The sequence below is a fragment of the Mameliella sp. LZ-28 genome (assembly GCF_012274245.1).
Lineage (GTDB): Bacteria > Pseudomonadota > Alphaproteobacteria > Rhodobacterales > Rhodobacteraceae > Antarctobacter > Antarctobacter albus.
Window position 1 is genome coordinate 613,472 of record NZ_JAANYX010000011.1, and the last position, 13,782, is coordinate 627,253.

The 13,782-nt window shown below is 66.0% G+C and carries 12 protein-coding genes; 5 read left to right on the plus strand and 7 right to left on the minus strand.

Features of this window, described 5'->3' with window-relative positions; genetic code table 11:
* Nucleotides 1-13 precede the first annotated feature (13 nt).
* A complete protein-coding gene (locus G9Q80_RS09585) occupies nt 14-949 on the minus strand; it encodes a DUF7638 domain-containing protein (RefSeq protein WP_088714972.1) in 936 nt (311 codons plus the stop codon).
* Between the two features lie 153 nt (nt 950-1,102).
* On the opposite strand from G9Q80_RS09585, the gene G9Q80_RS09590 reads away from it, so the two are divergent.
* Nucleotides 1,103-1,534 (plus strand): hypothetical protein, encoded by a 432-nt coding sequence (locus tag G9Q80_RS09590; protein ID WP_133066396.1) that lies wholly within the window; start codon nt 1,103-1,105, stop codon nt 1,532-1,534.
* 53 nt (nt 1,535-1,587) lie between these two features.
* Here G9Q80_RS09590 and G9Q80_RS09595 read toward each other — a convergent pair whose 3' ends face one another.
* From G9Q80_RS09595 to G9Q80_RS09615, 5 genes are all read right to left on the minus strand, one after another.
* Nucleotides 1,588-2,178, minus strand: coding sequence for a YeeE/YedE thiosulfate transporter family protein (locus tag G9Q80_RS09595; protein WP_069211482.1), 591 nt, complete (start codon nt 2,176-2,178; stop codon nt 1,588-1,590).
* Between the two features lie 3 nt (nt 2,179-2,181).
* Complete coding sequence (locus G9Q80_RS09600) at nt 2,182-2,730, minus strand: YeeE/YedE thiosulfate transporter family protein (RefSeq protein WP_074620389.1); 549 nt, start codon at nt 2,728-2,730, stop codon at nt 2,182-2,184.
* A gap of 183 nt (nt 2,731-2,913) precedes the next feature.
* Nucleotides 2,914-4,563: an OmpA family protein gene (locus tag G9Q80_RS09605; protein ID WP_232788190.1), complete on the minus strand. Its 1,650-nt coding sequence runs from the start codon at nt 4,561-4,563 to the stop codon at nt 2,914-2,916.
* A 252-nt stretch (nt 4,564-4,815) separates the two neighbouring features.
* Nucleotides 4,816-6,510 (minus strand): OmpA family protein, encoded by a 1,695-nt coding sequence (locus G9Q80_RS09610; protein ID WP_088714975.1) that lies wholly within the window; start codon nt 6,508-6,510, stop codon nt 4,816-4,818.
* 99 nt (nt 6,511-6,609) lie between these two features.
* Nucleotides 6,610-7,860: a vWA domain-containing protein gene (locus G9Q80_RS09615; protein WP_168246450.1), complete on the minus strand. Its 1,251-nt coding sequence runs from the start codon at nt 7,858-7,860 to the stop codon at nt 6,610-6,612.
* Nucleotides 7,861-7,954: 94 nt separating this feature from the next.
* Here G9Q80_RS09615 and G9Q80_RS09620 point away from each other — a divergent pair, with 94 nt between their 5' ends.
* A complete protein-coding gene (locus tag G9Q80_RS09620; protein ID WP_088714976.1) occupies nt 7,955-8,593 on the plus strand; it encodes a hypothetical protein in 639 nt (212 codons plus the stop codon).
* Nucleotides 8,594-8,603: 10 nt separating this feature from the next.
* On the opposite strand, the gene G9Q80_RS09625 is transcribed toward G9Q80_RS09620, so the two are convergent.
* On the minus strand, nt 8,604-9,512 hold the full coding sequence (locus G9Q80_RS09625; protein WP_088714977.1) for an AAA family ATPase: 909 nt from the start codon (nt 9,510-9,512) through the stop codon (nt 8,604-8,606).
* Between the two features lie 170 nt (nt 9,513-9,682).
* On the opposite strand from G9Q80_RS09625, the gene G9Q80_RS09630 reads away from it, so the two are divergent.
* Genes G9Q80_RS09630 through G9Q80_RS09640 form a run of 3 tightly spaced genes read left to right on the plus strand, consistent with a single transcriptional unit; the run spans nt 9,683 to nt 13,781 of the window.
* On the plus strand, nt 9,683-10,750 hold the full coding sequence (locus G9Q80_RS09630) for a glycosyltransferase family 2 protein (RefSeq protein ID WP_088714978.1): 1,068 nt from the start codon (nt 9,683-9,685) through the stop codon (nt 10,748-10,750).
* Nucleotides 10,747-11,424: a sulfotransferase family protein gene (locus G9Q80_RS09635; RefSeq protein ID WP_232788191.1), complete on the plus strand. Its 678-nt coding sequence runs from the start codon at nt 10,747-10,749 to the stop codon at nt 11,422-11,424. Before G9Q80_RS09630 ends, G9Q80_RS09635 begins: the two co-directional genes overlap by 4 nt.
* Nucleotides 11,424-13,781 (plus strand): glycosyltransferase family 2 protein, encoded by a 2,358-nt coding sequence (locus G9Q80_RS09640; RefSeq protein ID WP_168246451.1) that lies wholly within the window; start codon nt 11,424-11,426, stop codon nt 13,779-13,781. The genes G9Q80_RS09635 and G9Q80_RS09640 overlap by 1 nt, the downstream gene beginning before the upstream one ends.
* Nucleotide 13,782 lies beyond the last annotated feature (1 nt).

The window sequence follows — 13,782 nt, forward strand, 5'->3', positions numbered from 1 at the left end:
CCACACCAAAGCCTCAGACCCTGCTGTCGCCGTACAGCACCTTGCGGATGGGAATGTCCTTTTCATCCATGTCGCCGCAGTAGCGCCGCAGGTGGGGCGGCACCGCTTCATAGGTCCGCCGCAGGGTTTCAAGGTTTTCTTCCGTTGGCTCCGCCCAATAGGCATCCGCCGCCGAACGGCAGACATGGAAGCTCGTCGGCTCGCCGCGCAGTTCGCGCCCGCTTTCCCGCAACTCTCCGATCAGCGCCTCACCCGAACAGGGCCCCGGCGCAGCATAGGCGCAGGTTGCCGCCCCCAGCCCCCGGATCGTCACCCTGTCGCCCTCACGCGGGAAATCGTATCGGCCCTGTCCCAGCTCCACCTCGAAATCATCGAGTGACACAAACCGCGTCCCGCCGCTGCCCGTGACCGTCAGCGCATCGTTCCGGAACAGGACCAGCTGCACCAGGTCAATACTCTCCCCGCCCCTCTCGAAGGCCCAGAGCCACTTGCCCGGATTCCGGTCATGGTCGCTGTCCGGCTCAGCCTCGCACCAGGGCGCACTGCGGGTGCGGTTCTGCTTCCAGCGCAACCGCCCATCGACGACATGGCTGGCGCTGCCTTGCAGGTCTGTCAGGTTGTCCAGGCCGGGGTTCAACTCGGCCAGCAGGCCATAGACCCGCTCGACCAGCGCATCGGGCGTGAGCGTCCAGTCCCCCTGTTCCAGGTCCAGCAAACCGGACCGTCCAAGGCGCAACGGTTCGCCATCGGGGATCGAGGTCCGGACCCGCCCCTTGTGAACGTCCTCCTCAAACATGGCCAGGTCCATCAGTTCCGGCGCCTGGATCAAACCATCCTCGAAAACGGTCATGTCCACGAGGTGATAGTCGCCGATCCTCTGGATCACCGGAAAGGACAACCCGTCGATTGTGCGCGTTGCCTGCCGCCGTGTCAGTTCCGATGCCTTCATGCCCTGCCTCACCCTCCCAGCTTGTCCAAGCTATAGCAAAGGCGAACCGGGTCATGAAAGGCGGCGGCGCGCAATTCTTTGCCAAGCCCCCGGCCCCATGCGCAAACGGCATGGCATGGGCGCGGCGCATGGCCTATCGTCTGCGCCATGACCATGATGCATCTCATCGCCGGCTTCCACGCCGCCTCGCTCTGCCTTGCTGCCCCCTGTACGGCCGAGGCAAACCCCTGGGACCTGATCAGCGCGATCGAGTACGAGGAGACAGAGACAGAGACCTCGTGGTCGGTGGCCAAGACCATCCCCGAGGCGCTGCGCGACCAGGCGCAGGATTTCGAGGTCACGGGCTACTACGTCCCGGTCGAGGCACAGGCCTATGTCTCGACCTTTCTGCTGGTGCCGGACCCGGCAGATTGCCCGTTCTGCGGTCAGAACGGTTATGGTCCCTCGCTCGAGGTCAGCATGAAGCGCCCCATGCCCGACGTCCCCGAGGCGACAAAGGTCACCGTGCGCGGAACCCTGAATTTCGATGACAGCCCGGAAACCTATCGCGCGGTCTTTGTCACCGAAGGCGTTCTGATCGACTGAAAAAACGCCGCCCCGGTCTCCCGGGACGGCGTTTTTGCCGCGTGAGTGGCGGTCTATTCCGCGGGCAGCTCGGCGGGCCGTTTCTGGCCGGTCAGGTTGTCCGGCAGAACAAAGGCCACGAGCACGAAGACCAAGCCCAGCACGATGCCCAGGATGTCACCAGAGACGGCGAAGATCCCGTCGTAGGACGATCCCGGAACGCTGCCCAACGTGACCTTGCCGCCCGCGATGTCGTTCAGCAGGCCGCTGGCCTTCCAGGCCGGGTAGGTCGCCATGTAGGCAGCCGCGCCCAGAAGGCCCCCGGCGATGAAGAACAGCGCGTCACGGCGCCCGGTGGCCGCCGCACAGACGCCGGTGCCGGGGCAGAAGCCCGAGGCCGCCCAGCCCGCGCCCAGCATCAAGCCACCGATGAAGACCCCGATATAGGCGGCCTTGACGCTCATGTGGCCCACGTCGACAAGGCCCAGCATCTGCCCGCCGAACATCAGGATCGAGCCGGTGCCGATCGCCAGCAGGATGGTCTTCATCAGCTTGATGCGCCGAAGGGTCAGCATCCCCGAGATCACGTTGGGATTGGTCGCCCCGATCCGGTCCAGCACCGCCCCGAAGGCGACACCGATCACGATTGCCAGAAGGATTTCCATCGTTCAGCCCTCCTTGTACATCATCATTGCGGTGGGAATGGCGGCGGCAAAGGCCCCGGCGGCGAAGATGTAGCCTGACAGAGCGGTCTGCATCATGCCCGACATCATGTGCCCCGAGGTACAGCCCCCCGCCAGACGCGCGCCGTAGAGCACGACAAACCCGCCCAGAAAGGCCACGGCATAGCGTTTCCACGGCGTGTCACCGAAATTGGCCTCCCAGATCTGCGGCAACCGTTTTTCGGCCCGTCCGACGCCCCCGCGCGAAAAGGCCGAAAGCGCAGCACCCGCTGCCATCGCCAAAACGAAGATGAACGAGTAGTTCAGCGGATTGGCCGCACTCTTGGCATATTTGCCCGACGACTTGGCCATGTAGGCATTGGTCGAGGTATATCCGTCCTCGGTCTGAGTGATGAAATCCGGGTTGACCGCATCCGCCACAATCCCGTCCAGGATCACGAATTGCGTCGAGACACCGATGGGCTTGACCAGCAGCACCGCCGCAAAGAAGACGACGCCCAAGAGCACGCCTCCAAGTTTCCAGTCGAGAGTCATGCGCTCTCTCCCCCTTTGTATTTACATTCCACTTTCAGAATATCACTCGAGCAAGGAGGGGCGGATGATCCAGATCAATGCGCAACTTAAAATGTGCAAGAAACAGAATGTTTCGTTCGGATCGTGAAACGGGAAAAGCCCCCGGCGCGTGCCGGGGGCTTGTCCCATGTTCAGAGGGCAGGATCAGGTATCGGTCAAAAGCGGGGTGATCCGGCGGACGGCGGCGCGTCGGTTGGCCTGTTCCGCCTGGTCGGTCACGACCAGCAGATCGCTTTCGCCGTAGCCCTGCAGCACCAGATTCTCCGGCGGCACGCCGAAATACTCGATCAGGGCCAGGGCCACCGATTCAGCCCGCCGGTCGGACAGCGACAGGTTGTAGGCCTCCTGCCCGCGCGCATCCGTGTGCCCCTCGATCAGAAAGACCTCGCCCGGATCAAGGGCGATCGCCTCCAGCATGGCATAGCCCAGCGCGGCCAGTTCCTCGGCTTCTTCCGGTCGGATCGCGGCAGAGTTCGAGGCAAAGTGGATCGTGTCGATGTTGATCCCCGGCGCCATCTTGCGCACGGCGTCGATGTCACGCACCTGCGCCAGCGAGAACAGCCGCCCCGCATCGACGGCAGTCTCGGCGCCCAGCGCCCCGTTCACGTCGCTGTCGCTTTGATAGGCGACGACGCTGGGCCCCTTGACCTCTGGCAGGTTGGTGACGACCACCTGGTCACTCTGCTGCGTGTCGTCGAACAGCACGACCTCGGTCCCGTCGGGCGCGATGGTGGACCGGCGCAGCACGCGCCCGTCCGGTGCGCGCACCGTCTCGACCTGGCTGCCATCCTGGTAGAGCATCACGTTGCGAGTGGAGCCGTCCTTGTACTGAAAGGTCTGCACGTTGGTGCCGGGCCGGTTCAACAGCACGTCGTCGTTGCGCAACACGCGCATGACACCGTTGTTCTGCACCACCATGCGGTCACCGCTGTTGGTGATGACCTTGTCACCGTTCTGCAGAACCTTGCCCAGGTCCACGCGGCGGAAATCCAGCGTGCCGGTCCTGATACCGATCTGGCGGGCCACCTTGTCGAAGTCCTCGGACGAGCGGCGCACGTCCTCGGCGGTCAGCGTCCGGTCCAGCACCTTGACCGCCCCGGCCGCGATGCCGACGGCCGCGGCCACCTTGGCCACGTCACGCAGGGCCACGATATCGGCCTGTCGCTGGCTGGACCCCAGGTCGATGCTGCCGACCGGCAGTCGCACGGTCTTGCCCGGGCGCGGCGCGATCTTGACCCCGCCGGAGGGCTTGCCGCCGACGATATCCTTGGCAAGCTGCTTTCGCAGCGCATCCAGGTCCACGGCACCGGGCTTGACCGTGACCTTGCCGCCGGGCGCGACCTTGATGGCGGGCTGGCGGGTTTTGGGCGGGATCGCGATCGTGACGTCCGGCACCTTGACGCCCGGCGCGATTGTCCCGGTGGGCACACGGATGGTCGGTGTCTTGCCCTTCGGGCGCACGATCTGGACGTCGGGCACCCGCACCTTGGGCGTCACCTGCTTGGGGATGACGACCTGCGCGGGGCGCTTCTTGGGCTGCGGGGTCACGATGACCTGGGGCACCGGGATGGTCTTTTTCGGGGTGCGTAAGGTCTTTTGCGGCGGCTGAACGATCACCTGCGGCGTCTTCTTGACCTGAGGCACCCGGCGGATCGTGCCCCTGTCGAGATCGCACTTGATGCCCAGCGCGGGATTGCAGAGTTGCTTGAGGTCAAAGTTCTGGGCCGCGGCGGGGCCGGCAAAGCCAACCGTCAGCAGGCCAAGCGCAGCCGAGGCGAGGAGGAGGCGTTTCATTCGGCAATTCCTTTCCAGCAAAGGCATGGACGGAGGTAAAGTCCTTGTCGCACCAGTCTCGACACCGAATGCGCGGCCCTGCCCGGTTAGGGCGGCCAGCAATGAAAACAATACTCCCGGCAGCGGGTCTGGTGACGTGGCGTCATCAAACCCCGTCCGACGATTTCGGACAACGGAGGTATTCCAGACCCGCAAAGGAAGACCCCCGGCAGAGGCTCTGCCGGGGGTCCGGAAATGGGCGGATCGTGAGCGTCAGCGCGCCGCAAGCAGCGGCGTGATCCGGCGCACCGCGGCGCGGCGATTGGCACGTTCCGCATCCTCTGTGCGCACCAGAAGGTCGCCCTCGCCATAGCCCTGCAACACGAGGTTCTCCGGCGGCACGGCGAAATACTCGGTCAGGGCCAGGGCCACGGATTCCGCGCGGCGGTCCGACAGGGCCAGGTTATAGGCAAAGCCCCCCACCGCATCGGTGTGCCCCTCGATCAGGAAGACCTCGCCGGGGTTCTTTGCGATGGCCCTTCGCATGGCCTCGCCCAGCACCGCCAGCGCCTGTGCCTCCTCGGGCCGGATCGCCGCCGAGTTGGTCTCGAAGTTGATCGTATCCACCGTGATCTCGGGGACCAGGTGGCGCACGGCGTCGATGTTGCGCACCTGCGCCAGCGAAAAGCTGCGGTTCACGCCATCGGCCCCGGTCGCAGCCAGCGCACGCGCCAGCGACTCCGCCGTGGTGTCGCGATAGTCGATGCGGTTGCGCTCGGTCACGCGGGGCAGTTCGCTTACCTCCACCCGGGGACTGACCTGGGTGTCATCGAAGAGAACCGCCTCGGTGCCGTCCGGCAGGACACGCACCCGACGCAGGACCCGGCCATCGGCGGCGCGGATGGTCTCGACGACAGAGCCGTCTTCGTAGCGCACGCGCGTGCGGGTCGATCCATCGTCGAACCGGCGGGTCTCGACCTCGGCACCGGGGCGGCGCAGCAGGACGTCGTCATTGCGCAGAACGCGGAACTGGCCATCCTGTTCGACAACCACCCGGTCGCCCGAGTTGGAGACCACGCGGTCATCCTCGTCCAGGATCTCGGAGAGGGCCACGGCGCCAAGGCCCAGCAGGGCTGCCTTGGCCCAGGGTTCCAGCCCGTCGTCGTCGCCATTGTCCTTGCGCGCTTCGGCGCCCGGCTTCACCGCGCCGTCCAGTCCGGTGCGGAAATCCTCGTCCGAGCGGCGCACGTCGCCCTCGTCCAGGGTTTCCTCGACCAGTTCGCCGTCGTCGCGCGGATCCGTGGCCGCCGCGGCGGGCGAACCTTCCAGCAGGCGCCGCAGGGCATCGACCTGGGCCTGGGGATCACGCCTCTCCGGGGCGGGCGCCGCTTCGGCGGCCTCGGGCGGATCCTGCGCCTCGGGGGCCGGATCCTTTGGCGCATCCGCGGTTTCGGGCGCGGGCTCTGGCGCTTCGGGTGCCTCGGGCACCAGGACATCGCCGGGATCGGCTGTCTCGGGCGGATCCGTTGCCTCGGGGGCCGGGTCTTTCGGCACATCCGCCGTCTCCGGCGCATCGGGTTCCGGCGGGTCCGCCGGTTCCGCAACTTCGGGCTCCGGTGTCTCGGCCGGCTCCGCAGCTTCCGGCGGCTTGGGCACATCGGCGGTCTCGGGCGGCGCGGGTTGAGCCGGTTTCAGCGCATCGGCCGGGTCCGCCGCCGGGTCCACGTCGGCCTGGTCCGGCTTGTCCTTGCCGCCGCCTTTGTTCTGCAGCGCCTCGGCCACATCATCGCAGGTCAGCCCGTCCGGCAGGTTGCCACCGACTTCGCAGATTCCGCTCAGCAGTTCCAGTTGCGCCGGGGGTAGGCGTTTGGCGGCGTTTGCACCGTCCTGCCCCTGCGCCATCGCGCTCCCTCCGACGACGAGCGTCAGGGCTCCGGCCAGCGCCGTGGCGTTGCGAATGGGGGTCATGGCAGTCTCCTTTCCTTGTGCCCGCGTGGGGCTTGGACAGGAAACGCACGATGCACCGCCCCGGGTTCCCCCGGATCTTAAGGACAGGCGGCAACCCGCCTAGAGCAGTTTCATCAGCCGCGCCTTTTCTCCCAGGTCGTCGGGGCGCGAGATCGCCTCGGCCAGGTCTTCCAGCGAGGCTATGGAATGTCCGGCGCGGAAACTGTCCACATGCGGCAGCATGGCCCGGATACCCGTCGCCTTGGGCGCGAAGCCGTCCCAGCGCAAGAGCGGGTTCAGCCAGATCAGACGGCGCGCCGACAGATGCAGCCGTTCCATCTCCTTTTCCAGCGCGCCCGCATCGTCGCGGTCCAGCCCGTCGGTGATCACCAGCACGACCGCCCCCTGCCCCATGACCCGGCGCGACCAGTCGCGGTTGAAATCATGCAGGCAGGCCCCGATCCGCGTGCCGCCTTCCCAGTCCTGCGCCTCGGCGCCTGCCGACTTCAGCGCCGCGTCGACGTCGCGGGTGGCCAGGTGCCGGGTGATGTTGGTCAGCCGGGTGCCAAAGGTGAAGGCATGGACCTTGGCCCAGCCCTGCCCCTTTTCATTGGCCACCGCGTGCAGGAAATGCAGCACCATGCGGGAATACTGGCTCATCGAGCCGGAAATATCGCAGAGCACCACCAGGTTCGGCCAGCGCGGCCGCCTCTTGGCCCGGGCGATGGAGTGGATCTCTCCGCCCTTGCGCAGCGCGTCGCGGATCGTCTTGCGCGCATCCATCCGGTGGCCAAGGTGCGATCCCATCAGGCGGCGGCTCTCGATCGGCTTTACGGGCAGCGTCAGCCGCGCCAGCATCCGCTTGGCCTGGGCGATTTCCTCTGTCGACATCTGCTCGAAATCGAGGCTGCGCAGCTTTTCCTCGGCGGACATGGTCATCGAGGCGTCGACCTCGATCTGGGTGCCCTCTTCTTCCTCTTCCTCGGTGGGCACTTCGGGCATCTGGTCACCCAACAGGGCCTGCGCCGCCCGTTTCTCGGCGGCCACGGCAGAGTGATCCTCCTGCACGCCACGAATGGCGGGCAGCATCATCGACATCATGTGTTCCAGGAATCGCGGATCGCGCCAGTAGAGGCGGAAGATCTGGGCAAAGACGACGCGATGCTCGGGCCGGTTCACGAAACAGGCGTGCAGGGTCCAGTAGAAATCCATCCGCTCGGTAAAGCCCGCCGCCTCGACCGCGCGGATGGCGTCGATCACCCGCCCCGGTCCCACGGGCAACCCGGCCCGGCGCAGGGCGCGTGCGAAATGGATGATGTTCTGCGCAAGGCGCGGGTTTTCCGGGATTTCAAGCGGCAGGTATTCAGGCATGACGGGTACCTTCGCAGTCTGACCGCCCAAGACAAGGCGACTTTCGGGTGATAGCCTGCGCCCTCAGGGGCCCGGCCGGGTCAGGAGACCTTCGATGAACCTTTTCACCTCGCAACAGGCGCCGGCCATCCTGGCGGTCATCCTCTCGGTCATCGGCTTCTACATCTCGACCGTCATCGCGGAAATCCGCAGCCAGCCGGTCGTGACCTATCGCTTCAGCCAGTCTGCTGACGGCACCGCCCAATTGCGGCTCAAGAACGTCTCGCTGGCGCAGGTTGTTGCGGACGCCAGGTTCGAAATCGCCTGCACCGACGGGCGCGAGGATTGTCTCATGGCACAGCCCTCCGGCGGCTATGCCTTGCTTGACCGGACACCTCCGGTATCGCCGACGAATGTCACGCTCGAGGCCGGCCCGCGCGAGGCGGCGATCCGGGCGAACCTCGTGCCAGGCGCCGTGGTTGCCCTTGCGGTCCGGCAGGCGCCGACGGCGAACGCCGTGCCGCTGGAGTTCTACTATACCGCCTCGAAAACCGCGCCGGAGGCACTGTTGCTCTTCGACGCCCGCAGTCTGACCGCCCTTTTCGTCGATAATTATTTCACCCTCATGCTGGTCGTCTTCCTCGTGGCCGCCGCCGCGCTGACACTGGTGATCGTCGTTCCACCCCTCGTTGCCCTCAGAACGCGAAGGACCGGGCCGGAAGACCCGGGCCAACCTGCGCCTCCCGAGGGCTGAGGCACCCCGCTCACGCGGCCTCGATGGTGGCCCTGGCCTCTTCGAGGATGCGCTTGGCCTCGGAGCCTTCGATTTTCGCGATGTCGTCCTGGTACTTCAGGATCGCGCCCAGCGTGTCGCTGATCACCTCGGGGGACAGGTCCACCACGTCCAGCGCCAGCAGGCATTTCGCCCAGTCGATGGTTTCCGCCACCCCCGGCTTCTTGAAGATGTCCTCGGTGCGCAGGGACTGCACAAAGGCCACGATCTCGCGGCTCAGCGTCTCGGAGACATCCGGTTCGCGGGCGTTGAGGATTTCCACCTCGCGGTCGAAGCCCGGGTAGTCGACCCAGTGATAGAGGCAGCGCCGCTTGAGCGCGTCATGCACCTCTCGCGTGCGGTTCGAGGTCAAGATGACGATGGGCGGCTCGGGCGCCTTGATGGTGCCGATCTCGGGGATCGTGACCTGGAAATCCGACAGCGCCTCCAGCAAGAAGGCCTCGAAGGGTTCGTCCGTCCGGTCCAGCTCGTCGATCAGAAGGATCGGCGCGCCGTGTTCATCCGGGCGCATCGCCTGCAACAGGGGACGTTCGATCAGGAAATCCGGACCGAAAAGCTCTCGGTTCAGGACGTCGCGGTCTGCACTGCCCTGCGCCTCGGCGGTGCGGATGGCGATCATCTGGGCCGGGAAGTTCCATTCGTAGACCGCGCTCGAGGCGTCCAGCCCCTCGTAGCATTGCAGCCGGATCAGGCGCCGTCCCAGCGCCGCGGACAGCGCCTTGGCGATCTCGGTCTTGCCAACCCCGGCCTCACCCTCGAGGAACAGGGGCCGGCCCAGGCGCAGCGACAGGAACACGACGGTGGCCAGCGCCCGGCCACAGACATAGCCCGTGGCGCCCAGCGTTTCCTGAACTTCGTCGATTGATGCAGGCAATGTCATGGCGGTCCTCCTGCCCCCGGTTTCCCAAGCCCCGCGAGGGGCGTCAATAGGACGGAAGTCACGCCCCGATGCCCTTGACGACGGCGCGGATTGACGGGGTGCTCACGGAATGTCATGATTCGGGTTATAAAATCCGGGAAGAAACCCGGGGTTCTGGCAGACGAGCAGACATGGCTGATATCAAGGCGGGCGCCGCGCGGCGCATCACCGCTGTAACCTGCGTGAAGAACGAGGGCCCGTTCCTGTTGGAATGGATCGCCTTTCATCGTCTTCTGGGCATCAGTGATTTCCTGTTCTATTCCAACGACTGTACCGATGGCACCGATGCGCTGCTGGACGCGCTTGCCGCATCCGATCGTCCGGAAACCGGCCATGTCGTGCACCTGCCCAACCCCGCCGAGGGCCGCAACTACCAGATGGAGGCGCTGAAGGCGGCGGCGAAACACCCGCTGGTGACGGGCGCCGACTGGGTCTGGATCGCCGATGTCGACGAGTTCCTGAACGTGCACGTGGGCGATCACACCATCCCCGCGCTGATCGCCGCATGTGGTAATCCGCAGGCGATTTCCGTCAATTTCCAGTTCTTTGCCAACGATGGCGTGACGGATTTCGTTGATCGTCCGGTGATTGCCCAGTTCACCCGGTCCCACAATCCCGATCTCTGGTGCGCCGAAACCGCGATAGAGGTCAAAAGCCTCGTGCGCCGCGATTTCCCCCTGCAGTATTTCGGCGCGCATCGGCCCTTTTTCCGCAAGTCCCTGCCAGAAGACAAGTTGCCGGCCTGGACCGATGCCTCGGGGCGCAAGGTCCCGCCCAAGTTCCTGGCGGCCGCCAATCCGCGCCGCATCCGCAAGTTTCCCGCCGCCGGGGCGCGCAATTTCGCGACGCTCAATCACTATGCCCTGCGCTCGCTGGACAGTTACCTGGTCAAGAACGACAGGGGCGACGTGAACCGCGAGGGCCGCGTCTTTGACGACACCTATTGGCGCGAGCGCAACGATGCCGCCGTCGAGGATCGCTCGATCCTGCGCTACCTGCCGCGGCTCGAGACCGCGCTGGACACCCTGAAGGCGGACCCGGACATCGCGCGCCTGCACGGCGACTGCGTGCGCCTGCACCGCGAAAGGCGCGATGCTCTGATGGCGCAGGCGGACTACGCCAAGATGTACGCGCACCTGGCGGCCCTGCCCGCGCTTCCGCCCGGCGAGGCGGACCTGATCGAGGCGCTGGGACTATGAGCGACCTGACCGTCAAGCTGGTGAACCTCGGCCTGCCCAAGACGGGCACCACGACGCTGGCCCATGCCTTGAACGAAGGCGGCTGGCGGGCGGCGGATCACAAGGTGCGCCGGGTGCATTGCCGGACCCCCGGCCTGGGCGGCACCTCCATCGCGCGGCAGCTGTATAACGGCTATTTCGAAACCGGCGACCCCTTTGCCCATCTCGACGGGCTTTACGATGCGCTGACGGAAATCAGCATGTTGAACTCGTCGGCCTCGCTCTGGCCGCAATGCGATTACACGATGATCAAGGCAATGCGCCTGGCGCGGCCCGACATGCTGTTCGTGGCCACCTGGCGCCCGTCGGCAGAGATTTCGGACAGCATGCGCCGCTGGGGCAATCTCGGGCAGGATCGCCTGCCCGGCGGGGCCATCCCGGGTCTGCCACAGGGCTATGGCGCCAACGACGACCAGCGCATCCGCTGGATCGAGGGGCATTATGCCATGCTGCGCGACCTCTTTGGCGAGGATCCGCGCTTTCTGGAATTGCCGGTGGGCGCCGCCGATGCACGGCAGCGGCTCTCGGCACATCTCAGGATCGACCTGCCCTGGTGGGGCAGGCTGAACAAGAACCCCGAAACGGGGACGACAGGCAAGAAAACCAAGGCCGGAACGGCACGAGGGGCAGCGTGATGAGGATCTATCTACATATCGGGCCGGATGGTCCGTCCAGCGACCGGATACAGAGGGTTCTCGACGCCAAGCGCGGGCGGCTCAGGGACGAGGGCGTTCTTTACGCCCGCAGCCCCGGCGCCCGAAATCACACACGCCTGTTCATGGCCGTCAGCGACCCGGACCGCCCGGATGTGCTGCGCTTCAACCGCGGCCTGATGCTGCCCGAGAAACAGCAGACCCTGCGTAACGAGGTGGCCCGCCAGTTGGCGCATGAGGTCGCCCGTGACGCGCCGCAGGCCCTGATCCTCTCGGCGCATCAACTGGGAACCTCGCTGAGCACCCGGGCCGAGCTGGAGCGCCTGCGCGACCTGCTGGCGCCGATCTCGACCGATGTCCGCATCGTTGCCTGGCTGGACGAACCGGCCCGTGCGTTGGTCGCACGTTATGGCGCGCAAGTCCTGGACGGGCGGGCGCGCTCTCTGGACCTGGAACTGGGCCTGTTGGCGGCCCCGGACTACTGGCAGGCCGCGCTGGACACCCGGCCCGAGACCGCGCCCCTGGCCGGGCTGTTCGGCGAGGTGCAGGGCGCCAACTTCTGGCTGGACTACACCCGCCTGCAAGAGGAATGGGAGGCGGTCTTTGGCCCCGACACGGTGCAGTTCCGCTCGATCAACCGCGACCGGCTCTGGGCAGAGGAGGCCACGGATGAACTGCGCGCCGCCTTCGGCATTTCCGCCCAGATCGGCAAGGCCGAGGCAGAGGATCTGCCGCGCCTGCCCGCGGCGGCCTGGCTGACCCGCGCGCGGCTGTTCAACGACGCGGTGCTGCGCCTTCTCGACCGACAGGACATCCTGCTGCCCCGTCCGCTCTGGCGCAAGCTGCTGGCAGAGATCAAGGTGCCCGGCGGCGCGATCCTTGCGGGCGGCCTCTCGGCCCTTTCCATGCGCTTCGAAGAGGACATCGCCGCCCTTTGCGCCGCCCATCCCGGCATGTCGCCCGAGGACATGGAGGCCGACCCCATGTGCGGCGACTGGACAGAGACGGACCCGACGCGTGGTTTCCGCGCGACGCAGTACCTGATGGCCTTCCGCTGGCGCATCGCCCAGGGCGACAAGGAAGAGCGTGCTGCCCGGGCCGAGGAACTGGCCCATCTGACCGGCGACACCCCGGCAGAGCCGGACACACCGCCCCTGACCGACGCCGCGGCAGAGACCCTGCCCGCGCAGGCAAAGCAGAATTTCGTGCGGCTGCACGGCTCGCCCTACGCCCCACACAACAAGCTGGGCCGCGTCAACGAAGAGGACCTGGCCGCCGCCTTCACCCCTGCCCCGCATCGCCTTTTGCCCAAGGGGTCGACCGGCAATGTGGTCGTGGCCTGCATGAAGAACGAGGGGCCCTATATCCTCGAATGGATCGCCTATCACCGCGCGGTCGGTTTCGACAATTTCCTGATCTATACCAACGATTGTTCCGACGGCACGGTCGAGATCCTGCAGCGGCTGGATGCCCTGGGCATCGTCCATCACCGCGACAACAACACCTGGTCCGGCAAGTCCCCGCAACAGCACGCGCTGGATGCCGCGCTAGACGAGGAGGTGATCAGGCAGGCCGACTGGATCGCCCATATCGACGTCGATGAATTCGTCAACATCCGCTGCGGCAATGGCACGCTCTCGGACGTGTTCCAGCGGGTGCCGGACGCCACCAATATCGCGATGACCTGGCGGCTGTTCGGGCACAATGGCGTGCGCCGTTTCCAGGACCGTTTCGTGATCGAGCAATTCGACACCTGCGCCCCGAAATACTGCCCCAAGCCGCACACGGTCTGGGGCTTCAAGACCATGTTCCGCAACATAGGCGCCTACGAAAAGATCTCGTGCCACCGGCCCAACAAGCTGGCCGAGGGGTTCGAGGACCGCGTGAAATGGGTCAACGGCTCGGGCCGCGACATGACGGAGGCGGCGATCCGCAACGGCTGGCGTAGTCCCAAGCGGACCATCGGCTATGACCTGATCCAACTCAACCATTACGCCCTGCGGTCCGCCGAAAGCTTCCTGATCAAGCGTCAGAGGGGCCGCGCCCTGCATGTCGACCGCAACATCGGGCTGAACTACTGGATCCGCATGGACTGGTCGGTGCACCGTGACATCACCATCAAGCGCAACATCCCCCGCGTCCGGGCCGAATACGACCGGCTGATGCGTGACGACACCCTGCGCGCCGCGCATCACCGGGCCCTGGAATGGCACCGCGCCAAGGCCGCCGAACTGCACGGCATGCCCGAGTTCGAGGAACTCTACCGGCAGGCGCTGGCGCTGGACCTGACGGAAACCGAACGCGTGGCCTATGCGCTCGCCCTCGACATGGAGACCTGAG

What these genes read in the sequence shown, in the direction of transcription:
- G9Q80_RS09625 (WP_088714977.1), bottom strand. Translation starts at nt 9,512, where the DNA reads ATGACATTGCCTGCATCAATCGACGAAGTTCAGGAAACGCTGGGCGCC.
- G9Q80_RS09615 (WP_168246450.1), bottom strand. Translation starts at nt 7,860, where the DNA reads ATGCCTGAATACCTGCCGCTTGAAATCCCGGAAAACCCGCGCCTTGCG.
- G9Q80_RS09640 (WP_168246451.1), top strand. Translation starts at nt 11,424, where the DNA reads ATGAGGATCTATCTACATATCGGGCCGGATGGTCCGTCCAGCGACCGG.
- G9Q80_RS09585 (WP_088714972.1), bottom strand. Translation starts at nt 949, where the DNA reads ATGAAGGCATCGGAACTGACACGGCGGCAGGCAACGCGCACAATCGAC.
- G9Q80_RS09610 (WP_088714975.1), bottom strand. Translation starts at nt 6,510, where the DNA reads ATGACCCCCATTCGCAACGCCACGGCGCTGGCCGGAGCCCTGACGCTC.
- G9Q80_RS09595 (WP_069211482.1), bottom strand. Translation starts at nt 2,178, where the DNA reads ATGGAAATCCTTCTGGCAATCGTGATCGGTGTCGCCTTCGGGGCGGTG.
- G9Q80_RS09620 (WP_088714976.1), top strand. Translation starts at nt 7,955, where the DNA reads ATGAACCTTTTCACCTCGCAACAGGCGCCGGCCATCCTGGCGGTCATC.
- G9Q80_RS09635 (WP_232788191.1), top strand. Translation starts at nt 10,747, where the DNA reads ATGAGCGACCTGACCGTCAAGCTGGTGAACCTCGGCCTGCCCAAGACG.
- G9Q80_RS09600 (WP_074620389.1), bottom strand. Translation starts at nt 2,730, where the DNA reads ATGACTCTCGACTGGAAACTTGGAGGCGTGCTCTTGGGCGTCGTCTTC.
- G9Q80_RS09630 (WP_088714978.1), top strand. Translation starts at nt 9,683, where the DNA reads ATGGCTGATATCAAGGCGGGCGCCGCGCGGCGCATCACCGCTGTAACC.
- G9Q80_RS09590 (WP_133066396.1), top strand. Translation starts at nt 1,103, where the DNA reads ATGATGCATCTCATCGCCGGCTTCCACGCCGCCTCGCTCTGCCTTGCT.
- G9Q80_RS09605 (WP_232788190.1), bottom strand. Translation starts at nt 4,563, where the DNA reads ATGAAACGCCTCCTCCTCGCCTCGGCTGCGCTTGGCCTGCTGACGGTT.